Genomic DNA, 24,534 nt, shown 5'->3' with positions numbered 1-24,534 from the left:
ACTATTCGCGTGTATTTTAAGAAACATCATAAATTACCCTTTACAGAGAGTGATTTATTCAGATTTAAGTGTCGATAATGTTACAGCATTCTCGGCACTTTTTTATGCATTCATTTTTTACATAGGCAATTACAAATTATTTTTTAGTTTTTGAATTAGTTAAATTTTTGGATGTTTTTCTTTTATTTTAATTGAATTAAGAACTCTAGTTACAGCCAGAAGTCGTAATTACAATCTGATTTCCATTCATTTCATAATTGGTATCATTGCCGATGCTTTTGCAGATTATTTTCAGCTTTTCGGCCAGCGGCTGATCGCTTAATGAAGTGGTTAATCGGCAGTCTTTTAATTTGTCGTGAGGAAAATCTATATCTACTAAATAAGCCTGCTCTATAGTTTCAAGAATTTGTGCTACAGGAATATCAGTAAACTCAAAGCTTAATTGCTCGATATTTCGAACACTGCTCACTAAAATTGGATCTTGCGTAATATTGGTTATTTTATTAAAAACCAATTCTTTACGAGCAAATCTAAGCGCCTGATTTGGAAGCAGTACAATTTCTTTGTTTTCGTTACTTCGAACTAAATCATTCGATTTTACCTTTACTTTACCGGTGCGAACAAGAACTTCAACATTTTGCTGATCTGGATAAGCCTTTATTCTAAAGCTTGTTCCCACAACTCGAGTTACAATTTCGTTAGCATAAACAAAAAAAGGCTTTTTAGGATTTTTACTAATTTCAAAGAAACCTTCGCCGGATAAATACACCTTTCTTTCGTTTCCGGTAAAGATTTTAGGGTAACTTAATTTACTATTAGGCTGTAATAAGACAGAACTTCCATCAGATAAAGTAATGGTCTGAGATTTTTCAGTATTGTTGGTTTGTTCTACTAAACCTTCATTGTTTTCTTGAACCAGTTCGTTGTAAGTAACTTCATTATCATTTGCAGTCCATTCAGTTCTAAAAAACCATACAGAAAAAATACCAACCAGAATAGCCGCTGCGACACCGCTAATCCAGTATCTCTGCAGTTTTATTTTTTTGATTTTTGAAGTTTGCTGAGAAAGCTCTTCTCTTTGTTCAATCTTACGCCAAGTTTCCTGCAAGGCTTCATGAACTTCATTTGAAGATAAGTTAGATTCTGGAACTCGCATTGCCAACAGTACAAGCCTTGCATCTTCAACAAGTTTGGCTCTTTGAAGATTTTCGAGAGTCCATTCTTCCCAGCCTTGTTCATCAATCTTGGACAAAATCCATAATTGAAAAGATTCATCAGCTAAGAAGTCTTCTATTTCGGTATAATTGTTACGTTTTTGCATCTCACTATTAGGGTTACAAAAACATAGAGGACAGTTTTTTTATTATATACTCATCTATTTAAGATTTTTTTTTAATTTTTTCTTAAATTTTTAAAAAACCCCTGAAGATATAAGGATTAAAAGCGGAATACTGCCTTTCCATTCTTTTCGAAGACTTAACAAACCACGATGCAAAAGATTACTCGCAGATTGATAATTTACGTCTAACAAATCGGCAATTTGATCTACGCTTAATCCTTGATGATAGCGTAAATACAGCGCCTCTTTCTGACGACCAGGCAGATCATTTAATAATTTATTTAAAAGTAGGACGCGCTCAGCTGTTACTTCATCTTCAACCAAACGGTTTTCTATAGAAAAGTCAAAAAGAAATTCTAAAACATCAGTCGTCGTTGTTTTCCTAAATACATGATCTCTTTCATGCAAACGTGCAATTCGCTTTCTAACACTAGAAAGCAAATAAGCTTTAACAATAACATTATCTTGAAGAGAGTCGCGATAAAGCCAGATATCAGCAAAAACATCTTGAATACAATCTTGCACTTTCTCTTCATACGGACAAAGTGAATTGCCGTAACTGATTAAGTCTCTATAATATTTTTCAAAAAGTAAAGAAAATGATTTCTCATTACCATTTTTCAAATTATTCCATAGAATAAAATCGTCTAAAACTTTGTTCTTTAAAATTTGGCTCATACAAAAAAGCTTTGGGGCGTAAAATCAAATTATTTAAAATCAATTTCTTTAAATAACAGATTAATTACAAGGATTAAATTGTATACTAAATTTGATTTTTTTCTAGAATTAAAGCTAATCTATAAAACGTTTAATTAACAAAAATTAAACAAGTATTTTACATGCCAACTCATTTTAAGAGCTTCTAAAAGAATCAAATTTTAACATTATTTTTTGTTTTTGTTTGATAAATATAGAAAAGTCAATAATCAAAAACCAACTTATTACAAAAAAAGATAAACTTTTTCCAAAATCATCAGAATTTACCTTTTGTTTTTGATTAAACTTAAATTTACTATAATTTAAATTTTAATTAACTAAAGTAGATTCAGTTATTAAAATTTTAAGTTCTCAAAACATTTCGCCACTATTTTATAAAATGAAGTACACTTATAAAAACTGAAACTTTATAGCATAAAAAAAGCCTTACTGAAAACAGTAAGGCTTTTCTTGTATAAATTTTGTATTGCTTAAAAAGCTACATTCCATCTTGGCAATTTACCATTTGCCTCTAAGAAATTTTGCAAAACTTGCCCTTCTACAGCAGTTGGAATCGCTTTTACATCTCCAGCAAAAGTTTCGTACCAAACTACTTCTAATGCTTCAATGTTCTCTAATTTCATTTGTGCTGGCCAAGAATATTTTCTTCCTGTTTTAGCAAATTGGTGTCCGTTTACTATTTTGTCATAAAGTCCGCCATTTTTGCTTTTTAAAGTTCCGTCATTCTGAACAGTTCCTGTAGAACCAACCATGATCAATTCTTTTTCATCACCTTCAACAGCATAAACAACAAAGATTCCTGCACTTCCTTCTGGCGCGTTGCAAGCTTCTTCTAAACTATCATTTACAGTAAAAACAAAACTGTTTGTTGACTTAAATTTTTCTAATTCTTTGTACATATTTCTTCTTTAAGCTTCTAAGATACTGAGGTTCTAAGTTGCTAAGTTTTTTTCATTTACGCCTCAGCCTTTAAAATGGAAAAAAGTCTCAACAGAATATTGAGACTTTTTTTTTGGAATTTTTTATTTTGAAACTTGAAAATTATCCAAGTACTTCTTTTACTTTTTTACCAATTTCAGCTGGTGAATCAACAACGTGAATTCCGTTGTCTCTCATAATTTGTTTTTTAGCTGCAGCTGTATCATCAGAACCTCCAACGATTGCACCTGCGTGCCCCATTGTTCTACCAGCAGGAGCAGTTTCTCCAGCGATAAATCCAATAACAGGTTTACGGTTACCATCAGCTTTTACCCATCTTGCAGCATCAGCTTCAAGTTGACCACCGATTTCTCCAATCATAATGATTGCTTCAGTTTCTGGATCGTTCATTAATAATTCAACAGCTTCTTTAGTTGTAGTTCCAATAATTGGATCTCCACCAATTCCGATAGCTGTAGTGATTCCCAAACCTTGTTTTACAACTTGGTCAGCAGCCTCATAAGTTAAAGTTCCTGATTTAGAAACGATACCAACTGTTCCTTTTTTGAAAACGAAACCTGGCATAATACCAACTTTAGCTTCACCTGGAGTAATTACACCTGGACAGTTAGGACCAATTAATCTTGAATTTCTTTCTTTAACATAATTATTTGCTTTAATCATATCTGCTACAGGAATTCCTTCTGTAATAGCAATAATTACTTTAATTCCAGCATCAGCAGCTTCCATAATTGCATCAGCAGCAAAAGCTGGCGGAACAAAAATGATAGAAGTATCAGCACCAGCTTGATCAACAGCATCTTTTACTGTATTAAAAACTGGACGATCTAAATGGCTAGTACCACCTTTTCCTGGAGTAACACCTCCAACAACATTAGTACCGTACTCAATCATTTGAGAAGCATGGAAAGTACCTTCGCTTCCTGTAAATCCCTGAACAATTATTTTGGAATCTTTATTAACTAAAACACTCATGATATATATTTTATGTAGTTTTTAAATTTGTGTTGCAAAAATAAGGTTTTGTAATGTATTTTGCCTCTTTTATTGTCAAAAAAATATTAAGAAAATTGACTCATTTGATAACCTCTATAAAGTTTATCATCTTTTATCTGCCAAATGGTTGCAAAATGCGCTAAAAGCATTTCTTCTCTCGGGTTCTCGATTGTTTTAACAAAATGAGAGTAACGTACTGATACTAAATCATCTTCGGTAATAATATGGCTAATTCTAACTTTAGAGCGCACATAGGCACGGCTAAGCTCATTGGCCATTTCAACTATCGAATCATAATCCATTTGAATAAAACCTTTACTGCTGTTCCATTCAAGGATAACATCAGGATGCAGATAAGTTTTTAAAATTTCGCTATCAATTAAGGCATCTGACTTGTAAAATTTCTGAACAAATTCTTTAATAGACATATTACTTCAATTTACTTAAAATTTCAGGAATCTTCTTAATATTGGCTAATTGTTTCAATTTTTCTCTAGACTCCTCAATTGGAGTACCAAAATATGATTTTCCACCTTCAACAGACTTAGTAACACCCGTCTGCCCCATTACAACGGCTTTTGCACCAATTGTAATACCGCTAGTCGTTCCTACTTGCCCCCATAAGGTTACTTCATCTTCAATAATCACACAGCCTGCAATACCAGTTTGTGAAGCTATTAAACATTTTTTACCAATTACGGTATCATGTCCAACATGCACTTGATTGTCTAGTTTTGAACCAGCTCCAATTGTTGTATCTCCAGTAACACCTTTATCGATTGTGCACAAAGCTCCAATACCAACATTATCTTCAATAACAACTCTTCCGCCAGAAACTAACTGATCAAAACCTTCTGGACGTTTCTTATAGTAAAAAGCATCGGCTCCTAAAATAGTTCCCGCATGTATGATTACATTATCTCCAATTACAGTATGATCGTAAATAGAAACATTAGAATGTATTAGACAGTTTTTACCAATTTTCACATTGTTCCCAACAAATGTATTAGGCTGAATTATAGTTCCCTCACCTATTTCTGCAGATGCTGCAATAGCGACATTAGCAAACTGGAATGGTTTAAAATGCTTCGTAAGAATATTGAAATCTCTAAATGGATCATCAGAAATTAAAAGGGCTTTACCTTCTGGACATTCTACTTCTTTGTTTATTAAAACAATAGTAGCAGCCGACTGCAAAGCTTTATCGTAGTATTTTGGATGGTCCACAAAAACAATATCGCCAGGCTCTACAACATGTATCTCGTTCATGCCTAAAACTTGAAAGTCTTTGTCTCCAATAAATTTGCAGTTAAGCAAATTGGCAATTTCTTGTAAAGAATGACTCTTTGGAAATTTCATATAGTATAATTAGAAAACTTGTAAATTAGAAAATGAGTCAATTAGAATGTGAATATACAAAATTATGTCGATTCACAGATTATCTAATTGACTCATTGTCAAATTATCTTAATTAAAATAACTATTCTTTAACACGCTCCATGTAAGAACCTGAAGCTGTATCAATTTTAATTTTATCGCCTTCGTTTATAAACAAAGGAACGTTTATGTTTGCTCCAGTTTCTACCGTAGCATTTTTTGTAGCATTTGTAGCAGTATTTCCTTTTACTCCTGGCTCAGCATAAGTAACTTCAAGAATTACAGATGCAGGCATATCTACCGATAATGGCAAATCTGTTTCTGTGTTGATTTGTACCATAACGTTTGTTCCTTCTTTTAACAAATCTGGAGCATCCAAAATGTTTTTGTTTAAAGAAATTTGCTCAAACGTTTCAGCATTCATAAAGTGAAATTCATCACCTTCTGGGTATAAATATTGAAATGTATGTGTTTCAACACGAATAACGTCAATTTTGTGACCTGCTGAAAAAGTATTGTCTAATACTTTACCAGAAGTTAAACTTTTCAATTTTGTTCTTACGAAAGCTGGGCAGCTTTTCCAGGTTTTACGTGAAGAAATTCAATGATTTTATAGATATCGTGATTAAATTTAATGCACAATCCGTTTCTAATATCTGATGTAGATGCCATTTGTTTTTTTATTTTAGATTTTAGAATGTAGATTTTAGATTCTAGACAAAGAATCAATCTTCATTTTTTTTTATTTTTTATTTTTCAATTATAGCTTAGAAATCTAAAATCAGAAATCTAAACTCTAAAATTAATAGTTCCCTGAGTAACCTTTCATAATTCCTCGAGAAGAATTTCTAATAAAATCTAGAATTTCATCTCTTTCTGGAGTCGCTTCCATTTCAGCCTCAATAATACTTAAAGCTTGAGTTGTATTGTAATTCTTTTGGTATAAAATTCTATAGATTTCCTGAATTTCTCTAATCTTTTCAGTAGTAAAACCTCTTCTTCTTAAACCAACAGAATTGATTCCCACATAAGACAACGGCTCTTTTGCCGCTTTTGTAAACGGAGGAACGTCTTTTCTAACCAATGATCCTCCAGAAATCATGGCATGATCTCCAATATGGATAAACTGGTGAATTGCAGCTAAACCTCCAATAACAGCATGATTACCAACTACTACGTGTCCAGCTAATGCAACACCATTTACAATAATTGCATTATTTCCAATCTCACAATCGTGCGCGATGTGAGCATAAGCCATTACTAAACAATTATTACCAATTACAGTCTGACCAGAAGCAATTGTTCCTCTATTTATAGTTACACATTCTCTAATAGTACAATTATCACCGATAATAGCAAGAGAATCTTCACCTCCGAATTTTAAATCTTGTGGCACCGCAGAAATTACAGCTCCTGGAAAAATGTTACAGTTTTTTCCAATTCGAGCACCTTCCATAATGGTGACGTTTGAACCAATCCAAGTACCATCACCAATAACAACATTATTGTGAATTGTTGTAAATGGCTCTATTACAACGTTTTTAGCGATTTTCGCGCCTGGATGAACATATGCTAATGGTTGATTCATCTGTATGTTTTATATTTTTAATTAAAATATTCTAATTTGAAGCAACAAACCTAAACAATAAATTTGATAATTTATTATTGTTTTCTTGCTATTTGTGCCATTAATTCTGCCTCAGTAACTAATTTTCCATTTGCATAAGCGTTAGCCTGCATATGGCAAATTCCTCTTCTGATAGGAGAAATTAACTCACACTTGAAAATTAAAGTGTCTCCTGGCAACACTTTGTGTTTAAATTTAACATTGTCAATTTTCATGAAATATGTTAAGTAATTTTCAGGATCTGGAACAGTACTCAATACTAAAATTCCACCTGTTTGTGCCATTGCTTCTACAATTAATACACCTGGCATAACTGGAGCTTCTGGGAAGTGACCTACGAAGAAATTCTCGTTCATCGTAACATTTTTCAATCCTACTACATGGCGATCAGACATTTCAATAATTCTGTCAATCAACAAGAATGGTGGTCTGTGAGGTAGCATAGACATGATTTTATGAATATCCATCAATGGTTCTTGATGCAAATCATAAGTAGGAACATGATTTCTCTGCTCTATTTTGATAATTTTTGCTAATTTCTTTGCAAATTGAGTGTTTACAAAATGCCCTGGCTTGTTAGCAATAATTTTTCCTTGGATACGAACTCCAATAAGAGACAAATCTCCAATTACATCAAGAAGTTTATGTCTTGCTGCTTCGTTTGGATAGTGTAAAGTCAAATTATCTAAAACACCATTTGGTTTAACAGAAATCTCTTCTTTACCAAATGCTTTCTTTAAATTCTCCATTGTAGATTCAGAGATTTCTTTATCTACATATACAATTGCATTGTTTAAATCTCCACCTTTAATAAGTCCGTGCTCTAACAAAGACTCTAATTCGTGTAAGAAACTAAAAGTTCTTGAGCTTGCAATTTCAGATTTAAAATCTGTTAAACTTTTAAGAGTAGCATTTTGAGTACCTAAAACTTTTGTACCAAAATCTACCATAGTAGTAACCTGATATTCGTCGCTTGGCATAACAAGAATTTCGCTTCCTGTTGCTTCGTCTGTAAAAGAGATAACTTCTTTTACTACGTAAACATTACGTTGTGCGTCTTGTTCTTCGATTCCAGCTTTTTCAATAGCTTCAACAAAATATTTTGATGAACCATCCATAATTGGAAGTTCAGAGGCATTCAATTCAATAATAATATTATCCAAATCACAGCCAACCACTGCAGCCAAAACATGTTCTGGTGTTTGAATTTTTACACCAAGTTTCTCAAGATTTGTTCCTCTTTGAGTATTAACAACATAATTAGCATCAGCTTCAATTACTGGTTGACCTTGCAAATCTACTCTTACAAAAGTGAAACCATTATTAACGGGTGCAGGTTTAAAAGTCATTGTAACTTCTTTTCCAGTGTGTAAACCAACTCCTGTTAGCGAAATTTCATTTTTGATGGTCTTCTGTTTAACCATTATTTCCATTTTTTGGGTTTATTATTTGTTTCTTTAATTCTTCAACTTCAGCCACAATTTTAGGCAGATTCTTAAAATGAACATACGATTTATTAAAATCTGTATATCCAAGAGACGGAGTTCCTTGTAGAACTTCATCATCTTTAATGTTTCTGGCTACACCCGATTGGGCTTGAAGCCTAACATTATTTCCTATTGTTAAATGACCTGCAATACCTACCTGCCCTCCAATCATACAATTCTCTCCAATTTTTGTAGAACCAGCAACACCACTTTGAGCGGCTATCACGGTATTTTTTCCAATTTCTACATTGTGAGCAATCATAATCTGATTGTCTAACTTAACTCCTTTTCTAATTATTGTAGAACCTAGAGTTGCTCTGTCTATTGTTGTGTTAGCGCCAATATCTACATTATCTTCAATAATAACGTTTCCAATTTGCGGTACTTTACTGTATTCACCATTTTCATTTGGAGCAAAACCAAAACCATCAGCACCAATTATAACGCCAGAATGAATCGTGCAATTGTTTCCAATTACAGTTTCTGAATAGATTTTTGCACCAGCAAAAATGAATACGTTGTCACCAATAGTAACATTGTCGCCAATAAAACTATTTGGATATATTTTTACATTATTACCTAAAACTACATTTTGTCCGATATAACCAAAACTTCCTAAATACAGATTTTCTCCATATTTGGTTCCCTCAGACATAAATGACTGTGGTTCGATTCCTGTTTTGTTTAATTTTACCTGATTATAAAAATGTAAAAGTTTAGAAAACGCCGCATAAGCATCTTCCACTTTAATTAGTGTAGTTGTAATTTCCTGTTCCGGAATAAAGCTATCATTAACAATTGTTACCGTCGCTTTTGTAGTATATATATAATTGATATACTTTGGGTTAGCCAAAAAAGTAAGCGATCCTTCGTCTCCTTCTTCGATTTTAGAAAGCTTAGAAACTTCTGCATTGGGATTCCCAACAACTTCTCCTTCTAAAATTCCTGCTATTTGTTCTGCTGTAAATTTCATCGCGACAAAAATATAAAAAATAGGTTTTAAATGTTAATTTTATATAAGTTGTTTTGGAAAACAGATATAATATTTTGTCACCAATTTAGATAACGATTTCAAATTCAGCTGGTCAGAAGCTTCAACAACATCCTCAATTGTTTTATCTTTTTTCAAAATACGAATAGGTTCTGCTTCTTTACTGTATGCTTGGTTTTTTATTTTTCCTCTAAAAATAAAATATCCTGCGTCTACAGCCGAAATTTGATGCGCTTCTGCAAACTCTTCTTTTAATGACTGAGATTCTTCCATCGGAATTTTTTCTGCACTAAGCTTAATTTTCAACAAATCTCTATTAATAATCATTTTGCTTAAGGTAGAAAGTATAAAATCATTATGTCTCTGCCAAGCTTTCAACGCGCTAATAATATCAAAATCATCTAATTGCGAAAACAAATCCAATTTCTCAGCATCAAAATCTTCTAGTGTAATTTTATTTTGCATGAAATACATCAGAGGCTCACTGCAAGGCAATTTAACACCTTTTAAAGTCAGCTCTTTTGCTCTTTTCAAGACTTTCATTAAAATTAACTCAGCTACTAAACTAGTTTTGTGCAAATAAGCCTGCCAATACATTAATCTTCTAGAAAGCAAGAATTTCTCTACGGAATAAATTCCTTTTTCTTCAATTACCAAAACATCGTTTTCAACATTCATCATCTGAATCAATCGTTCAGAATTCACATTCCCTTCAGCAACACCTGTATAAAAACTATCTCGTTTTAAGTAATCCATTCGATCCATATCCAACTGACTTGAAATCAATTGCAACATAAATTTTCTATGATATTCTCCCTTAAAAACCTGAATTGCCAAACTTAATCTTCCGTCAAATTCTTCATTCAGCTGATTCATAAACAATAACGAAATCGCTTCGTGATGCACATCTTCTACAATACTTTTTTCCATAGCATGCGAAAATCTGCCCGTGCCCAATATCGTGAAGCAAAATTGCTATTAAAAGTGCATTCTCTTCTTCTTCAGAAATCACAACATCTTTAAAACGAAGCGTATCAATTGCTTTCTTCATCAAATGCATGCATCCTAATGCGTGATGAAAACGAGTATGATTTGCTCCAGGATACACCAAATACGATAATCCCATCTGAGAAATACGACGCAGACGCTGAAAGTAAGGATGCTGAATTAAATCGTAAACTAGTTCGTTCGGAATCGTAATGAAACCATATATAGGGTCGTTGAATATTTTTAATTTATTGATCTGAGTCACAGTCCAGTTATTTTTTTGGTCAACAAATATAAGTAAATAAGTATAAAGAGTTTGGTGTTTTTTATTTAAAAATCATACTTTAAATTACCATGATTATCAATAAAATACATTTAAAAATGTTAAAATTCAAAATAAAATCATGCTTCAACTTTGGTAATTTTATACTATTTTTAATACTTTTTAAGTTCTATAACTTTAAATTGCAGTAAAATTAAATTGATTTATGGATAAGATAAAAATACTTTGGGTCGACGATGAAATCGATCTTTTAAAGCCTCACATATTATTTCTAGAAAAAAAGAATTACGAAGTTACTACTTGCAACAACGGATTAGACGCGATTGCCTTGTTTGAAGAAGATAATTTTGATATTGTTTTTCTCGACGAAAACATGCCTGGAATGAGCGGATTGGAAACGCTTTCTGAAATGAAAGAAAAAAAATCAGCCATTCCGATGATTATGATCACCAAGAGTGAGGAAGAATATATAATGGAAGAAGCCATTGGTTCTAAAATTGCTGATTATTTGATTAAACCCGTAAATCCGAATCAGATTCTATTGAGTTTGAAGAAAAACTTGGATGATTCGAGATTAATAACAGAAAAAACAACTTTAGACTATCAGAAGGAATTCAGAAAAATTTCAATGGAATTAGCAATGGTTAATTCTTATGAAGACTGGATTGAATTGTATAAAAAATTGCTTTTTTGGGAATTAAAACTAGAAGACATCAACGATACAGCGATGATTGAAATTTTAGAATCTCAAAAAGTAGAAGCTAATTCCCAATTCGGAAAATTCATTGAACGAAACTACGAAGATTGGTTTGCTCCAAAAGCAGATAAACCGATACAGTCCAACACCTTATTTAAAGAACTTGTTGTTCCTGAACTTAAAAAGAAAGACAAGCCGATTCTATTTGTGGTAATAGACAATCTAAGATACGATCAATGGAAATCTTTCGAATCTGTCATTTCAAATTATTACAAATTAGAAAAAGAAGTACCTTATTACTCTATTCTTCCAACAGCTACGCAATATGCGCGAAATTCAATTTTCTCAGGTTTAATGCCTTTAGAAATGGAAAAACAATTTCCTGAATATTGGAAAAATGATGTTGAAGACGGCGGAAAAAACCTTTATGAAGCAGAATTTTTATCGGCTCAATTGAAACGTTTGGGTTTAAATATTAAAGAAGATTATTTCAAAATCACCAATTATGCTGGCGGAAAAAAGTTAGCCGAAAACTTTAAAGCTTTAAAAGGAAATGACTTAGTAACGGTGGTTTACAATTTTGTTGATATGCTTTCGCACGCTAAAACCGAAATGGAAGTAGTAAAAGAATTAGCTTCAGATGACAAAGCCTATCGTTCTTTAACTTTAAGTTGGTTTAAAAATTCTCCATTATTAGAAATTATTCAGCAGGCACAGCTTTTAGGCTTCAAACTAATTTTAACCACAGATCACGGAACCATTAATGTGAAAAATCCGTCGAAAGTTGTGGGAGATAAAAATACAAGTCTAAATTTGCGTTATAAAACAGGACGTAGTTTAACTTACGAACAAAAAGATGTTTATGTAGTAAAAGAACCTAAAACCATTGGTTTGCCTGCCATAAACATGAGTAGTTCGTTTATTTTTGCCAAAAATGATTTCTTTTTGGCATACGTAAACAACTATAATCATTATGTGAGTTATTACAAAAACACGTATCAGCATGGCGGAATTTCTTTAGAAGAAATGATTATTCCGTTCTTGGTATTTAATCCGAAATAAAAAAGTTTGCAGTCGCAGTTTTCAGTCGCAGTCCAGAAACTGATTTAAAAATACTAGATTTTGCCACAGATTAAAAAATTAAGACAATTAAAAAAATCCTTTAAAATCTTTTTAATCTGTGGCAAAAAAAATAATTTCGCTTTCGCGGAAGACCATTAAAAGTTTTCAGACTGAAACTGAAAACTGCGACTGAGACTTATATATAAATAAAAATAAAAATGAACATCGTTTTTTCATTAGATCAAATTCAAGAAGTTGCCGAGCAGATTATCGCTTCAAATCCTAAAAAAATCATTCTTTTTAATGGTGAAATGGGAGTGGGAAAAACAACTTTAATCAAACAGTTGTGTAAAAGCTTAGGTGTTAAGGATGCTACCAGCAGTCCTACTTTTTCTCTTGTAAATGAATATCAAACTTCTAATAATCAAACCGTTTATCATTTTGATTTCTACAGATTAAATAAAGAAACCGAAGCGCTAGATATGGGAGTTGACGATTATTTATACTCTGGAAATTGGTGTTTTATTGAATGGTCTGAAAAAATTGCGAGTCTCCTTCCTGAAGACACTTCAACAATAACAATTGAGTTATTAGCAGATGGAAAAAGGGAATTAAAATTAGCTTAATATTGATCCTTACTATTAGCAGAATTTTTACACTAATTTTAAAACTTTTTACGTAATTTGTACCTTTAATTTTTTGCATTATCCATGTCAATCACATTAACTCCATTTACAAAACAACAATTAATACCGCAAGAAGAAAAACTTGAGGTAGGTCGTTTTAAAAGAGAACTTTTTATAGGAATTCCTAAAGAAACAAGTTACCAGGAACGCCGTATCTGCCTTACGCCCGATGCAGTCACTTCCTTAACTTATGAAGGTCATCGCGTTATGATCGAATCTGGAGCGGGAGAAAGTTCGAGTTATACAGATAAAGAATATGCAGATGCTGGTGCAGAAATCACAAAAGACACTAAAAGAGTTTTTGGCTGTCCGTTTCTATTAAAAGTAGAACCGCCTACTTTAGCAGAAATCGAAATGATCAATCCTGAAACAGTTATCATTTCTGCTATTCAGCTTAAAACTAAAAAGAAAGAATACTTTGAAGCGCTAGCGCAAAAAAAGATTACAGCATTAGCTTTTGAATATATTAAAGATGAAGACGGATCTTATCCTGCAGTAAAATCTTTAAGCGAAATTGCAGGAACAGCTTCAATCCTTATTGCAGCTGAACTAATGATTACCAACGAATTTGGAAAAGGCCTTTTGTTTGGAAACATTACAGGCGTCCCTCCTACTGAAGTTGTTATTTTAGGAGCAGGAACAGTTGGTGAATTTGCTGCAAAAACGGCTATTGGACTTGGTGCAAACGTAAAAGTTTTTGATAATTCTATTACAAAACTACGTCGTCTTCAAAACAATTTAAATCAAAGAATTTTTACTTCAACTATTCAGCAAAAAGGTTTATTAAAAGCCTTAAGACGTTGTGATGTAGCCATTGGCGCCATGCGCGGAAAAGAAAGATGTCCGATTGTGGTGAATGAAACAATGGTTGAGCACATGAAAAAAGGAGCTGTAATTGTTGATGTCAGCATCGATACTGGCGGTTGCTTTGAAACCTCAGAAGTTACAACTCACGAAAAACCTACATTTATAAAAAGTAACGTTTTACATTATTGCGTGCCTAATATACCTTCACGTTATTCCAAAACGGCCTCATTATCAATAAGTAATATTTTAACTCCTTACCTCCATCAGATAGCTGAAGATGGTGGTATTGAAAGTGCAATTCGTTGCAACAAAGGTCTTAAAAACGGAATTTATCTGTATCACGGAATTTTAACCAATAAAGCCATTGGAGATTGGTTTGATTTACCTGATAACGATATTAATTTACTTGTATTCTAAAGGAACTTTAGTGTACCTTTGCAAAAAAAATATTTCATGAAGTTCGCATACCGTTTTGCATATTATCTGATTGGTCTCGTAATGGGATGTTTTATTGTATCAGGATTTTTTATTGGAAAAGACACTCGTTGTAATTATTTCCCAAATGCTCGAGTTTTAAATAACCTTAGAACAAAACCTTTTCAATATTCTCCAAAAGCCGTTCAGACTTTAAGCGAAAAATGGGTTGACACAGCAGACGTTAAAAATACATTAACTTATGGGGATGTAGATTTTGACCAAAGTAATGTTCCGTTCAATAAAGGAAAACTTTATATCATTGAAGGAAAAACAGTAAAAAATCAAGAGATTATTCTAAAAGTAGTTAATTATGAAAATAAAGCTGTTTTAGAAGAAATTGTAAAAAAATAATATAAATAAATCTTTTGTTTCTCGCAGATTATGCAGATTCAAAAGATTTTTTTTATAAAGGCATTTCTCGTAAAGTCACAAAGACGCAAAGTTTTTCCCTTTGCCCCTTTGTCACTCTGAGACTTTGTCACTTTAAAAAAATCACCACTCAATTTCTTTCAATCCTTTTGATTTCAGAAAAGCATTTGTCTGACTGAAATGTTTGTTTCCGAACCAAAATCCTCTATTTGCACTTAATGGCGAAGGATGTCCCGATTTTAAAATATGATGTTTTGAAGCATCAATCAAAGCAGCTTTCTTTTGAGCGAAACCTCCCCATAACAAGAAAACAACATTTTCTTTTTCAGCAGAAATCTGTTTGATCACGGCATCTGTAAATTTTTCCCATCCTTTTCCCTGATGACTTCCTGCTTCAGATTGCCTTACCGTTAAAGTTGCATTTAACAGAAAAACACCTTGATCTGCCCAGCGTTCCAAATTACCTGTGTTAGGCATTGGTATATTGAAATCATCTTGAATTTCTTTGAATATATTTTGAAGTGATGGCGGAAAAGGAATTCCGTCATTTACAGAAAAACACAATCCATTGGCTTGATTTGGCCCATGATAAGGATCTTGTCCAATAATAACCACTTTTACTTCATCAAAATGACAATGATCAAAAGCTGAAAAAATCTGGTTCCCCTTTGGATAACAAACTTTTGTTGCGTATTCAGATTTTACAAATTCAATTAAATCGTTGAAATATGGTTTTTCGAATTCTTCATTCAAAACTGGTTTCCAAGAAGAATGCATTTTTACGTCCATAATTTTTTTTATGCGAATTTCAGAAATTATTACTTAAAAACATATTTACTAAAAAGAAAAATATCAAAAATCGAAAGTCAAAAGTCAAAATGATAGCAAAGAAAAAAACTTATAAATCATAATTCATAATTCACAATTCATTATTGTTTTCGTACTTTTGCCTCTACTTTCATAAAGAAATTAAATGATCAGTATTACAGAAAAAACATTACAAGACTTACAATTTCCAACTGTTTTGGAAACCATCTCAGATGGTTGCAACACCGATATTGGAAAAGAAAAGGCTTTACAAATAAAACCATTTAGAGATAAAGAAGAATTAATGCAATCGCTGATGCAAACATCAGAGTATGTATCTTCTTTTCAAAATAATAACGCAATTCCAAATCACGGATTTGACGCTATAACGCATGAAATTAAATTTCTTGCAATCGAAGACAGTTTTCTTGAAGTGGGAAGTTTTAGAAAAATCGCTAATCTTTCTGCAACAACAAATGTCTTATTGAATTTCTTGAAAAAATTCGATGACTATTATCCCAATTTAAATGCTAGAGCTTCAAGAGTAGAATTAACCAAAGACATTATCACTGCAATTGATGCAATTGTAGATAAGTATGGAGAGATAAAAGACAATGCTTCTCCTGCTTTGGATGGGATTAGACAAAATATGAATTTAGTTCGCGGAAAAGTGAATCAAAGTTTTGGTGTCGCTTTAACGCAGTACAACGGTTTAGGTTATCTGGACGATATTAAAGAAAGTTTTGTGCAAAACCGTAGAGTTTTAGCGGTTTTAGCGATGTATCGTCGTAAAGTAAAAGGTTCAATTTTAGGGAGTTCCAAAACTGGAAGCATTGCCTATATTGAACCTGAAGCCACTTTGAAATATTCTCGAGAATTAGCCAACTTGGAATATGAAGAGAAAGAAGAAATTACAAGAATTTTAAAGAATTTATCGAATGTAATTCGTCCGTATCTTCCATTATTAGTTGAATATCAAGACTTTTTAAGTGATATTGATGTAGTTGCAGGAAAGGCAAAATATGCAAATCGAATAAACGGAATCTTACCAACAATTACAGAAGAAAGAAGATTATTCTTTAGAGAAGCGTATCATCCAATTTTGTATCTCAACAATAAGCAGAAAAAAGAAGTTACGCATCCGCAGACAATCGAGTTAAAACAAGAAAATAGAATTATTGTAATTTCGGGACCAAATGCTGGAGGAAAAACCATTTCCTTAAAAACAGTTGGTTTATTGCAATTAATGCTACAATCTGGAATTTTGATTCCGGTTCACGAAAGAAGTGAAACTTTCTTGTTTGATAGAATCTTAACCGATATCGGTGATAATCAATCTATTGAAAATCACTTAAGTACATATAGTTATCGATTAAAAAACATGAATTACTTTTTAAAAAAATGTAATAGAAAAACCATGTTTTTAATTGATGAGTTTGGTACAGGTTCTGATCCTGAATTAGGAGGTGCTTTGGCTGAAATTTTCTTAGAAGAATTTTATCACCGTGAAGCATTCGGAATTATCACAACACATTATTCCAATTTAAAAATTTTGGCAAACGAGCTACCATATGCTACAAATGCGAATATGATGTTTGACGAAAAATCTCTTGAACCAATGTATAAATTAGCTTTGGGTCAGGCAGGAAGTTCGTTTACTTTTGAAGTTGCTCAAAAAAATGGAATTCCGTTTGGATTGATCAATCGTGCAAAAAAGAAAATTGAAGTCGGAAAAGTTCGTTTTGATAAAACAATTGCTACTCTACAGAAAGAGCGTTCGAAGTTGGAAAAAACTTCTTTGAATCTGAAAGAAGAAGAAACTCGTGCTCGAGAAGAAAGCAAAAAGATGGAAAACATCAATACAAGAATCCAACAAAAATTGGAAAGCTATCAAGAATTATACGACAGCAATCAAAAGATAATTTACATTGGACAAAAAATAGATGATATTGCCGAAAAGTATTTCAACAACAAAAACAAAAAAGAACTGATCGGTGAATTTTTGAAAATTGTTGAGATCGAAAATTCTAAACGTAAAAAAGCGACTCCGAAAGAAGTAAAAGCAAAAGTTGAAAAACAAAAAGAAATTATTGCTGAAGTACAGGTAAAAGTTGAGGAAATTCGAAAAGAGAAAAAAGAGAAGAAACTTAAACCCGTTATTGAAAAACCAAAACCAATTTTGAAAGTTGGTGACAGAGTAAGAATGCTTGACGGAAGATCTGTTGGAAGCATTGATTTAATCGAAAAAAATAAAGCAACGGTTAATTACGGAATTTTCACTTCGAAAGTAAGTTTGGATGAATTGGAATTGGTTGAAGCGGTTAAAAAGTAAAAAATTCAGTGTCGGGGGCAGTTTTCAGTCTTTAAAAACGGCTAAAAAACTACAAAATCAAAATAAAACGATTTAAGAAACGTTTTTCTAAAATACGATAAAATAGATGCTTTATTTTTTAAAATTCATTTTAAAGGATTTATTAAAGCCGTTTTTGATTTGTAAAATTTATTGAAAACAACAATTCAATAAACAAAACAAATAAGTGCTAATTTAATTAATCCAAGTTCACTTTCATGTATATCTAAACATGAAATGTAAAATTTGAAATAAACATAATAAAATGGAAAGCCTTCCAGAAAATAAAAAAATAGTTCTTTTTGACGGAGTTTGCAATCTGTGCAGTTCTGCTGTGCAATACATTATAAACCATGATAAAAAAGACATTTTTAGATTTGTTGCATTGCAATCAGAATTGGGCATTTCCATTTGCAAACATCTAGGTATCAGTTTTTCTAAAATGGATAGTATTATTTTGTACGATCCAAAAACAGCGTATTTTTATAAGTCTTCGGCAGTAATTGAAATAGCTAAAAATTTTGGAGGTTTATGGAGGTTGACTCCTGTTTTTAGAATTGTTCCCATTTTTATAAGCGATAGAATTTATGATTATGTTGCAAAAAATAGATACAATTGGTACGGCAAGAAAGAAAGCTGTATGATTCCGACTCCAGAGTTGAAATCTAAGTTTCTTTAAGAAAAATTCCAAATTCTTAAATTCCAAATTCTTAAATTCCAAATTCTAATTTCCACAATATTGTCATTTCGACGAAGGAGAAATCTTCGCAAGTAACTCCGTAACGAAAACCCAATCTTTGTCGAGCTTCTCGTGAAGATTTCTCCTTCGTCGAAATGACATACTTTACCTAAAAAAATATATTCAATTCAAACCCGACAAGTTTTAAAAAACTGTCGGGTTTTCTTTGCGTATATAATTCAAAATAAAAATCCCAAACTCCGGTAAATTTGGAATTTGGGATTTTTTATTTGAAAGTTATCAAAAAAGTTATCTGATCAATTTTCTGTATTTCAAACGTTTTGGAGTTAAATCACCACCAAGACGTTTCTTTTTGTTTTCTTCATAATCAGAGAAACTTCCTTCGAAGAAATAAACTTCAGAATCTCCTTCAAAAGCTAAAATGTGTGTACAAATTCTATCTAAGAACCATCTGTCGTGAGAAATAATTACGGCACAACCTGCAAAATTTTCTAAACCTTCTTCAAGAGCTCGAAGTGTATTTACGTCAAGGTCATTTGTTGGCTCATCCAGTAAAAGTACGTTTCCTTCTTCTTTCAAAGTCATTGCCAAGTGCAAACGGTTACGTTCTCCACCAGAAAGCATGGAAACCTTTTTGTTTTGCTCGCCACCACCAAAGTTAAAACGTGATAAATAAGCTCTTGAGTTCACTTGTTTTCCCCCCATCATAATCAATTCCTGACCGTCAGCAAAGTTTTCCCAAATAGATTTGTTTGGATCAATATTAGAGTGCGACTGATCTACGTAAGCAATTTTTACTGTGTCTCCAACAGAAAATTCTCCGCTATCTGTAGCTTGTTCACCCATAATCATTTTGAAAATAGTCGATTTACCAGCACCATTAGGTCCAATAATTCCAACAATACCAGCTTGTGGCAACGTAAAGTTCAAATTATCGTATAATAATTTATCCCCAAAAGCTTTCGCAACATTTTTAGCTTCAATAACATTTGTTCCTAAACGATGGGCCATTCGGGATATAAATCTCTAATTTTTCGTCTAGTTGTTTTTGATCTTCATTTAATAATTTGTCGTAGTTCTGTAAACGCGCTTTTTGTTTAGTCTGACGACCTTTAGCTCCTTGACGAACCCACTCCAACTCACGCTCTAAAGTTTTTCTACGTTTAGAAGCCACTTTTTCTTCTTGAGCCAAACGGTTTGATTTTTGATCCAACCAAGAAGAATAATTTCCTTTCCATGGAATACCTTCTCCTCTATCTAACTCTAGAATCCATCCAGCAACATTATCCAAGAAATAACGGTCGTGCGTTACAGCAATTACAGTTCCAGAATATTGCGCTAAATGCTGCTCCAACCATAGAACTGACTCAGCATCAAGGTGGTTGGTTGGCTCATCTAATAACAATACATCTGGTTGTTGCAATAACAAACGGCATAAAGCTACACGACGACGCTCTCCTCCTGAAAGGTTTTTAATTGGAGTATCTCCTTCTGGAGTACGCAACGCATCCATTGCGATTTCTAATTTTGTATCGATTTCCCAAGCACCAAGAGCATCAATTTTGTCTTGTAATGCCGCTTGACGGTCCATCAATTTATCCATTTTATCTTGATCTTCGTAGTATTCTGGAAGACCAAATAAGTCATTGATTTGGTTGTACTCCTCCAAAACTGCCATTGTTTCTGCAGCTCCTTCACGTACAATTTCGATAACTGTCTTAGAATCATCAAGAATTGGTTCTTGTTCTAAATATCCTACTGTATATCCAGGTTGAAAAACTACATCTCCTTGGTAGTTTTTGTCAACTCCAGCAATAATCTTTAAAAGAGAAGATTTTCCAGAACCATTAAGTCCCAAAATACCAATCTTAGCACCATAAAAGAAACTAAGATAAATATTCTTAAGAACCGGTTTGTCTGCTCCTTGATAGGTTTTGCTCAATTTCTGCATTGAGAAAATTACTTTCTTATCGTCTGACATTTTTTATTTTTTTATTATAATTATTTACTTTTTTTTAATCTCAAAATTCTAAACTCTGCCTTTCAAAGCATTGAATACCCAAGCATTCGCAAAAAATCCAACTCCAACAGCAGCAAATCCCCATCCTGAAACATCACTATATCTAAAGATTCCAAGAGCTATAAGCAACAACCCCATAAGTACCATTATCAAAGTTGCCCATCCTAAAATGGTATTTTTATTCATTCCCATAATTGTGCAATTATTTTTAAGTAGTAAAATTTTTAGAAACGCAAATATCGTGAATTTTAATGGCTTAATTAAATATTTTATAGAGCATTTCTTTTAGCAAATCCGATTGAGGCAAAGCGTTGGCTCCCACACCTTTACTTTTAACATCAATATCGCGTAAGGCTCCAACAATTTGACTCACCTTTCTCATTGGATAATTTTTTACTGCCAAATCATATTCTTTTAAGAAATACGGATTAACTCCAAGTGCCGAAGCGACATTTTTAGGGTTTTTATCTTTTAATCCGTGGTATTTTAAAAGCTGGACAAAGAACCCAAATACCAACCCTGTAGTCATAACTAAAGGATATTCTTTAGGGTTATGAGCAAAATTATCTGCTATCTTATAAGCTTTCAACTGATTACGTTCACCAATTGCTTTTCGAAGCTCAAAAACATTATAATCTTTACTAAAACCAATATTTTCTTCAATATGCTGTGGTGTGATCATAGTTCCTTGAGGCAATATAATCTGTAATTTTTCTAGCTCATTGTTGATCTTGCTTAAATCTGTACCCAAAAATTCCACTAACATAGCATTTGCTTTTGGATCAATAGTATATTTTTTACCAGCCAAAACTCTTTTAATCCAATCTCCTACTTGATTTTCGTATAATTTTTTACTTTCGAAAACAACACCTTTCTGACCTAGTAACTTGGTAACTTTTTTACGTTTATCGAGTGTTTTATATTTATAACAAAAAACTAAAACTGTAGTTTGCATTGGATTATCAACATAAGATTCAATCTTATCAATTGTTCGTGATAAATCTTGAGCTTCTTTCACAATAACTACCTGACGTTCAGCCATCATTGGATAGCGCTTGGCCGTTGAAACAATATCCTCAACAGAAACATCTCTCCCATACAAAACTGTCTGATTAAAACCTTTTTCCTCTTCAGCTAAAACATTCATCTCAATATATTCTGATAATTTATCTATATAATAAGGTTCTTCTCCCATTAGAAAATAAATCGGCTTAATATCTCCGGCTTTAATATCGTTAACAATTTTTATTACTTCGTCCATTTAATCTTTGTTTCAAGTTTAGCGTTTCAGTTCAAATTTCAATAACTTGAAACTTTAAACTTGAAACAAAAAACTATTTTATATTTTTGCTTTATGCTTAAACTTAATTTCCCAGCTTACACTTTCCGATTCAAAAATAGCGAAAATAAAGTGTCTATTTTTGATGAAATCAGGAAAAAATTTATAATTCTTACGCCAGAAGAATGGGTTCGTCAGCACGTTGTTCATTTTTTAATGCACGAAAAAAAATACCCCAAATCACTCATTAACGTAGAGAAAGTTTTAACTATCAACGGATTAAGAAAACGATACGATGTTGTTGTATTCAATCCTGACGGTTCTATACATATATTAGTAGAGTGTAAAGCACCTGAAGTAAAAATTTCTCAGGCAACTTTTGACCAAATTGCCCGTTATAATATGACAATGCAGGCACGGTTTTTGAATGTCACAAACGGACTAAACCATTTTTATTGTCAAATGGATTTTGAAAACGAAAAATACGAGTTTTTGAGAAACCTGCCTGATTATAAAGAAAACCATTAACAAATAAATAATTCAGTACTTTTGGATAAAATAGCTGTTGTCATTTTAAATTGGAACGGAGTAAAATTGCTCGAGCAGTTTTTACCATCTGTTATTCAGTTTTCCGAAGGCGCAACGATTTATGTTGCTGACAATGATTCTACAGACAATTCTGTTGAATTCGTTACAAAAAATTTCCCAAGCATTAAGATCGTAAAAAATTCAGGAAATCATGGTTTTGCAAAAGGCTATAATGATGCTTTACAGCATATTGATGCAGAAATCTATGCTTTAGTCAATTCAGATATTGAAGTAACTGAAAATTGGCTAAAACCAATTCTTGATACTTTTGAAAACGAAAAGCAAACCGCAATTATTCAACCTAAAATTCTTGACTTTAAAGACAAGGAATATTTTGAATATGCTGGTGCCGCAGGCGGTTTTATTGATAAATACGGATTTCCTTTTTGTAGAGGAAGAATATTTGAAACTGTCGAAAAAGACAACGGGCAGTACAATGATAACATTGAATTGTTCTGGGCGTCAGGCGCATGCTTTTTTATCAGAAAGAAAGTTTTTGATGAATTAAAAGGTTTTGATGAAAGCTTCTTTGCGCATCAAGAAGAGATAGATTTATGTTGGCGTGCTTCCAATGAAGGACATATAATAAAGTATAATTCTCAATCTGTCGTATACCACGTTGGAGGCGCAACATTACAGCAAGGAAATCCTAAGAAGACCTATTTGAATTTTAGAAATTCATTATTAATGATGGTCAAAAATCTGCCGAAAAGAGGATTGTTTTTTGTGATTTTCTTCCGCATGGTTTTAGACGGAATTGCTGGCATTCGTTTTCTTACACAGGGAAAATTTGGCCATACTTTTGCCATTCTAAAGGCACATTTTTCATTTTATTGCTTATCTTTAAAATATCTTAAAAAACGTAAAGATTTTCAAATACAGCAATACTATTCGGTGAAAAGCATCGTTTTCCTTTATTATATCAAGAAATTGACCTTATTTAAAGAAATCTTTAACAGTATTCAAAATATTAAAAACTAAATTTGTAATCAAGTCTAATTAAAATTAAATTTATGAGAAAAATAGTTATCGCACTATCAGTATTAATGGCCCTAACATCTTGTGTTTCTAAAAAGAAATATGCAGAGTTAGAAGCTAAAAACAAAGAGACTCAAGATTTGTTAAACTCTTGTACTGTAAAATTAAACACGTGCTTAGAAGAAAAAGCTGGATTAGCTGCTACAGCTGAAAGCTACAAACAACATAATCAAGATTTAATCAACAGCTCTAAAGATTTAACTATCTTAACTACTAAAGGTGCTGAAAATCTTGAAAAATCTCTTGAAAGTTTAAAAGAAAAAGATTTGAAAATCTCTAGACTTCAAGACGCTTTAACTAAAAAAGACAGTGTTACTTTAGCATTAGTTACAAGCTTGAAAGGTGCAGTTGGAATCAACGATCCAGACATCGAAATCAATGTTGAAAAAGGAGTTGTATTTATCTCTATCGCTGATAAATTATTATTTAAAAGCGGAAGCTACGACGTAAGTGACAAAGCTAAATCTGTTTTGGCTAAAGTTGCTAAAGTTGTAAACGATAAACCAGATTTCGAATGTATGGTTGAAGGACACACTGATGACGTTCCTTACAAAAGCAACGGAATTATCTTAGACAACTGGGATTTAAGTGTTAAACGTTCTACTTCAATTGTACGTGTATTAACAAACGATCTTGGTGTGAACCCAGCTAAATTAATTGCTGCAGGTAGAAGTTCTTATGTACCATTAGTTGCAAACGATTCTGCTGAGAACAAAGCTCGTAACAGAAGAACTCGTATTGTTGTTATGCCAAAAATCGATCAATTCTATGATATGATTGAAAAAGAAATGAAGAAACAACAAAAATAATTAGAGTTTCACATACTTTATAATACAGAAAAAGCAGGTCTAATGACCTGCTTTTATGTATCCTTAATTTTTTTAATAACCAATTAAATATAAATCAAGAAT

Annotated in this window: 21 protein-coding genes and 3 pseudogenes; 9 read left to right on the top strand and 15 right to left on the bottom strand. The window is 32.4% G+C overall.

The window, feature by feature from the left end; genetic code table 11:
* Positions 1 to 205: 205 nt before the first annotated feature.
* The 11 genes and pseudogenes from ACPWTF_RS24770 to ACPWTF_RS24720 all read right to left on the bottom strand — a co-directional run bounded on the left by ACPWTF_RS24770 (position 206) and on the right by ACPWTF_RS24720 (position 10,725).
* Positions 206 to 1,321: a FecR family protein gene (locus tag ACPWTF_RS24770; RefSeq protein ID WP_427873732.1), complete on the bottom strand. Its 1,116-nt coding sequence runs from the start codon at positions 1,319 to 1,321 to the stop codon at positions 206 to 208.
* Positions 1,322 to 1,411: 90 nt separating this feature from the next.
* A complete protein-coding gene (locus ACPWTF_RS24765; protein ID WP_427873731.1) occupies positions 1,412 to 2,017 on the bottom strand; it encodes an RNA polymerase sigma factor in 606 nt (201 codons plus the stop codon).
* A 509-nt stretch (positions 2,018 to 2,526) separates the two neighbouring features.
* The gene (locus ACPWTF_RS24760) at positions 2,527 to 2,955 is read right to left on the bottom strand and encodes a hypothetical protein (protein ID WP_379800964.1); all 429 of its coding nucleotides are present in this window, start codon (positions 2,953 to 2,955) and stop codon (positions 2,527 to 2,529) included.
* Between the two features lie 142 nt (positions 2,956 to 3,097).
* Positions 3,098 to 3,970 (bottom strand): succinate--CoA ligase subunit alpha, encoded by an 873-nt coding sequence (gene sucD, locus ACPWTF_RS24755; RefSeq protein WP_057118027.1) that lies wholly within the window; start codon positions 3,968 to 3,970, stop codon positions 3,098 to 3,100.
* A gap of 86 nt (positions 3,971 to 4,056) precedes the next feature.
* Positions 4,057 to 4,419: a nuclear transport factor 2 family protein gene (locus tag ACPWTF_RS24750; protein ID WP_095929276.1), complete on the bottom strand. Its 363-nt coding sequence runs from the start codon at positions 4,417 to 4,419 to the stop codon at positions 4,057 to 4,059.
* Position 4,420: 1 nt separating this feature from the next.
* The gene (locus ACPWTF_RS24745) at positions 4,421 to 5,350 is read right to left on the bottom strand and encodes a UDP-3-O-(3-hydroxymyristoyl)glucosamine N-acyltransferase (RefSeq protein ID WP_427873730.1); all 930 of its coding nucleotides are present in this window, start codon (positions 5,348 to 5,350) and stop codon (positions 4,421 to 4,423) included.
* A 121-nt stretch (positions 5,351 to 5,471) separates the two neighbouring features.
* Positions 5,472 to 6,040: pseudogene (gene efp / locus ACPWTF_RS24740) on the bottom strand (elongation factor P).
* Positions 6,041 to 6,170: 130 nt separating this feature from the next.
* Complete coding sequence (gene lpxA / locus ACPWTF_RS24735) at positions 6,171 to 6,956, bottom strand: acyl-ACP--UDP-N-acetylglucosamine O-acyltransferase (protein WP_091497682.1); 786 nt, start codon at positions 6,954 to 6,956, stop codon at positions 6,171 to 6,173.
* Between the two features lie 74 nt (positions 6,957 to 7,030).
* Complete coding sequence (locus ACPWTF_RS24730) at positions 7,031 to 8,419, bottom strand: bifunctional UDP-3-O-[3-hydroxymyristoyl] N-acetylglucosamine deacetylase/3-hydroxyacyl-ACP dehydratase (protein ID WP_095929337.1); 1,389 nt, start codon at positions 8,417 to 8,419, stop codon at positions 7,031 to 7,033.
* Positions 8,412 to 9,455 carry a UDP-3-O-(3-hydroxymyristoyl)glucosamine N-acyltransferase gene (gene lpxD / locus ACPWTF_RS24725; protein ID WP_095929273.1) on the bottom strand — a complete coding sequence of 348 codons (1,044 nt, stop codon included), beginning with the start codon at positions 9,453 to 9,455 and terminating at the stop codon, positions 8,412 to 8,414. Before lpxD ends, ACPWTF_RS24730 begins: the two co-directional genes overlap by 8 nt.
* 39 nt (positions 9,456 to 9,494) lie before the next feature.
* Positions 9,495 to 10,725, bottom strand: a pseudogene (locus ACPWTF_RS24720) (HD domain-containing protein).
* Between the two features lie 223 nt (positions 10,726 to 10,948).
* Here ACPWTF_RS24720 and ACPWTF_RS24715 point away from each other — a divergent pair.
* The 4 genes from ACPWTF_RS24715 to ACPWTF_RS24700 all read left to right on the top strand — a co-directional run bounded on the left by ACPWTF_RS24715 (position 10,949) and on the right by ACPWTF_RS24700 (position 14,823).
* The gene (locus ACPWTF_RS24715; RefSeq protein ID WP_095929271.1) at positions 10,949 to 12,502 is read left to right on the top strand and encodes a bifunctional response regulator/alkaline phosphatase family protein; all 1,554 of its coding nucleotides are present in this window, start codon (positions 10,949 to 10,951) and stop codon (positions 12,500 to 12,502) included.
* A 218-nt stretch (positions 12,503 to 12,720) separates the two neighbouring features.
* Positions 12,721 to 13,128: a tRNA (adenosine(37)-N6)-threonylcarbamoyltransferase complex ATPase subunit type 1 TsaE gene (tsaE, locus tag ACPWTF_RS24710; protein ID WP_095929270.1), complete on the top strand. Its 408-nt coding sequence runs from the start codon at positions 12,721 to 12,723 to the stop codon at positions 13,126 to 13,128.
* An 84-nt stretch (positions 13,129 to 13,212) separates the two neighbouring features.
* Complete coding sequence (locus ACPWTF_RS24705; protein WP_095929269.1) at positions 13,213 to 14,412, top strand: alanine dehydrogenase; 1,200 nt, start codon at positions 13,213 to 13,215, stop codon at positions 14,410 to 14,412.
* A gap of 36 nt (positions 14,413 to 14,448) precedes the next feature.
* On the top strand, positions 14,449 to 14,823 hold the full coding sequence (locus ACPWTF_RS24700; RefSeq protein WP_095929268.1) for a DUF4258 domain-containing protein: 375 nt from the start codon (positions 14,449 to 14,451) through the stop codon (positions 14,821 to 14,823).
* Between the two features lie 141 nt (positions 14,824 to 14,964).
* Here ACPWTF_RS24700 and ACPWTF_RS24695 read toward each other — a convergent pair whose 3' ends face one another.
* Positions 14,965 to 15,630 (bottom strand): uracil-DNA glycosylase, encoded by a 666-nt coding sequence (locus ACPWTF_RS24695; RefSeq protein ID WP_427873729.1) that lies wholly within the window; start codon positions 15,628 to 15,630, stop codon positions 14,965 to 14,967.
* A 184-nt stretch (positions 15,631 to 15,814) separates the two neighbouring features.
* Here ACPWTF_RS24695 and ACPWTF_RS24690 point away from each other — a divergent pair, with 184 nt between their 5' ends.
* The gene (locus ACPWTF_RS24690) at positions 15,815 to 17,980 is read left to right on the top strand and encodes an endonuclease MutS2 (RefSeq protein WP_427873728.1); all 2,166 of its coding nucleotides are present in this window, start codon (positions 15,815 to 15,817) and stop codon (positions 17,978 to 17,980) included.
* Between the two features lie 283 nt (positions 17,981 to 18,263).
* Positions 18,264 to 18,677 carry a thiol-disulfide oxidoreductase DCC family protein gene (locus ACPWTF_RS24685; protein ID WP_427873727.1) on the top strand — a complete coding sequence of 138 codons (414 nt, stop codon included), beginning with the start codon at positions 18,264 to 18,266 and terminating at the stop codon, positions 18,675 to 18,677.
* A gap of 309 nt (positions 18,678 to 18,986) precedes the next feature.
* On the opposite strand, the pseudogene ettA reads toward ACPWTF_RS24685, so the two are convergent.
* The 3 genes and pseudogenes from ettA to holA all read right to left on the bottom strand — a co-directional run bounded on the left by ettA (position 18,987) and on the right by holA (position 21,979).
* Positions 18,987 to 20,679 (bottom strand): annotated as a pseudogene (gene ettA / locus ACPWTF_RS24680) (energy-dependent translational throttle protein EttA).
* A 48-nt stretch (positions 20,680 to 20,727) separates the two neighbouring features.
* Positions 20,728 to 20,910 (bottom strand): CAL67264 family membrane protein, encoded by a 183-nt coding sequence (locus tag ACPWTF_RS24675; protein ID WP_095929263.1) that lies wholly within the window; start codon positions 20,908 to 20,910, stop codon positions 20,728 to 20,730.
* Between the two features lie 64 nt (positions 20,911 to 20,974).
* Complete coding sequence (holA, locus tag ACPWTF_RS24670) at positions 20,975 to 21,979, bottom strand: DNA polymerase III subunit delta (RefSeq protein WP_427873726.1); 1,005 nt, start codon at positions 21,977 to 21,979, stop codon at positions 20,975 to 20,977.
* Between the two features lie 93 nt (positions 21,980 to 22,072).
* Between holA and ACPWTF_RS24665 the strand changes: the two genes are divergently transcribed.
* From ACPWTF_RS24665 to ACPWTF_RS24655, 3 genes are read left to right on the top strand one after another with little or no spacing between them, the layout of a single operon-like run.
* On the top strand, positions 22,073 to 22,525 hold the full coding sequence (locus tag ACPWTF_RS24665; RefSeq protein WP_263523168.1) for a type I restriction enzyme HsdR N-terminal domain-containing protein: 453 nt from the start codon (positions 22,073 to 22,075) through the stop codon (positions 22,523 to 22,525).
* A 21-nt stretch (positions 22,526 to 22,546) separates the two neighbouring features.
* Positions 22,547 to 23,566: a glycosyltransferase gene (locus ACPWTF_RS24660; protein ID WP_427873725.1), complete on the top strand. Its 1,020-nt coding sequence runs from the start codon at positions 22,547 to 22,549 to the stop codon at positions 23,564 to 23,566.
* Positions 23,567 to 23,598: 32 nt separating this feature from the next.
* Positions 23,599 to 24,432: an OmpA/MotB family protein gene (locus ACPWTF_RS24655; RefSeq protein ID WP_095929259.1), complete on the top strand. Its 834-nt coding sequence runs from the start codon at positions 23,599 to 23,601 to the stop codon at positions 24,430 to 24,432.
* The last annotated feature ends 102 nt before the right edge of the window (positions 24,433 to 24,534 follow it).

The organism is Flavobacterium sp. MMS24-S5 (assembly GCF_050320125.1).
Taxonomy (GTDB): domain Bacteria; phylum Bacteroidota; class Bacteroidia; order Flavobacteriales; family Flavobacteriaceae; genus Flavobacterium; species Flavobacterium tyrosinilyticum.
The sequence above is the reverse complement of the archived record's forward strand: the minus strand, read 5'-3'. Positions and strand labels throughout refer to the sequence as shown.

Bases quoted from the DNA above. Each gene is read 5' to 3' on its own strand.
- ACPWTF_RS24765 (WP_427873731.1), bottom strand. From the start codon at position 2,017: ATGAGCCAAATTTTAAAGAACAAAGTTTTAGACGATTTTATTCTATGG.
- ACPWTF_RS24705 (WP_095929269.1), top strand. From the start codon at position 13,213: ATGTCAATCACATTAACTCCATTTACAAAACAACAATTAATACCGCAA.
- lpxA (WP_091497682.1), bottom strand. From the start codon at position 6,956: ATGAATCAACCATTAGCATATGTTCATCCAGGCGCGAAAATCGCTAAA.
- ACPWTF_RS24700 (WP_095929268.1), top strand. From the start codon at position 14,449: ATGAAGTTCGCATACCGTTTTGCATATTATCTGATTGGTCTCGTAATG.
- ACPWTF_RS24690 (WP_427873728.1), top strand. From the start codon at position 15,815: ATGATCAGTATTACAGAAAAAACATTACAAGACTTACAATTTCCAACT.
- tsaE (WP_095929270.1), top strand. From the start codon at position 12,721: ATGAACATCGTTTTTTCATTAGATCAAATTCAAGAAGTTGCCGAGCAG.
- ACPWTF_RS24770 (WP_427873732.1), bottom strand. From the start codon at position 1,321: ATGCAAAAACGTAACAATTATACCGAAATAGAAGACTTCTTAGCTGAT.
- holA (WP_427873726.1), bottom strand. From the start codon at position 21,979: ATGGACGAAGTAATAAAAATTGTTAACGATATTAAAGCCGGAGATATT.
- ACPWTF_RS24745 (WP_427873730.1), bottom strand. From the start codon at position 5,350: ATGAAATTTCCAAAGAGTCATTCTTTACAAGAAATTGCCAATTTGCTT.
- ACPWTF_RS24730 (WP_095929337.1), bottom strand. From the start codon at position 8,419: ATGGTTAAACAGAAGACCATCAAAAATGAAATTTCGCTAACAGGAGTT.
- ACPWTF_RS24760 (WP_379800964.1), bottom strand. From the start codon at position 2,955: ATGTACAAAGAATTAGAAAAATTTAAGTCAACAAACAGTTTTGTTTTT.
- sucD (WP_057118027.1), bottom strand. From the start codon at position 3,970: ATGAGTGTTTTAGTTAATAAAGATTCCAAAATAATTGTTCAGGGATTT.
- ACPWTF_RS24695 (WP_427873729.1), bottom strand. From the start codon at position 15,630: ATGGACGTAAAAATGCATTCTTCTTGGAAACCAGTTTTGAATGAAGAA.
- ACPWTF_RS24685 (WP_427873727.1), top strand. From the start codon at position 18,264: ATGGAAAGCCTTCCAGAAAATAAAAAAATAGTTCTTTTTGACGGAGTT.
- ACPWTF_RS24750 (WP_095929276.1), bottom strand. From the start codon at position 4,419: ATGTCTATTAAAGAATTTGTTCAGAAATTTTACAAGTCAGATGCCTTA.
- ACPWTF_RS24715 (WP_095929271.1), top strand. From the start codon at position 10,949: ATGGATAAGATAAAAATACTTTGGGTCGACGATGAAATCGATCTTTTA.
- ACPWTF_RS24665 (WP_263523168.1), top strand. From the start codon at position 22,073: ATGCTTAAACTTAATTTCCCAGCTTACACTTTCCGATTCAAAAATAGC.
- lpxD (WP_095929273.1), bottom strand. From the start codon at position 9,455: ATGAAATTTACAGCAGAACAAATAGCAGGAATTTTAGAAGGAGAAGTT.
- ACPWTF_RS24675 (WP_095929263.1), bottom strand. From the start codon at position 20,910: ATGGGAATGAATAAAAATACCATTTTAGGATGGGCAACTTTGATAATG.
- ACPWTF_RS24655 (WP_095929259.1), top strand. From the start codon at position 23,599: ATGAGAAAAATAGTTATCGCACTATCAGTATTAATGGCCCTAACATCT.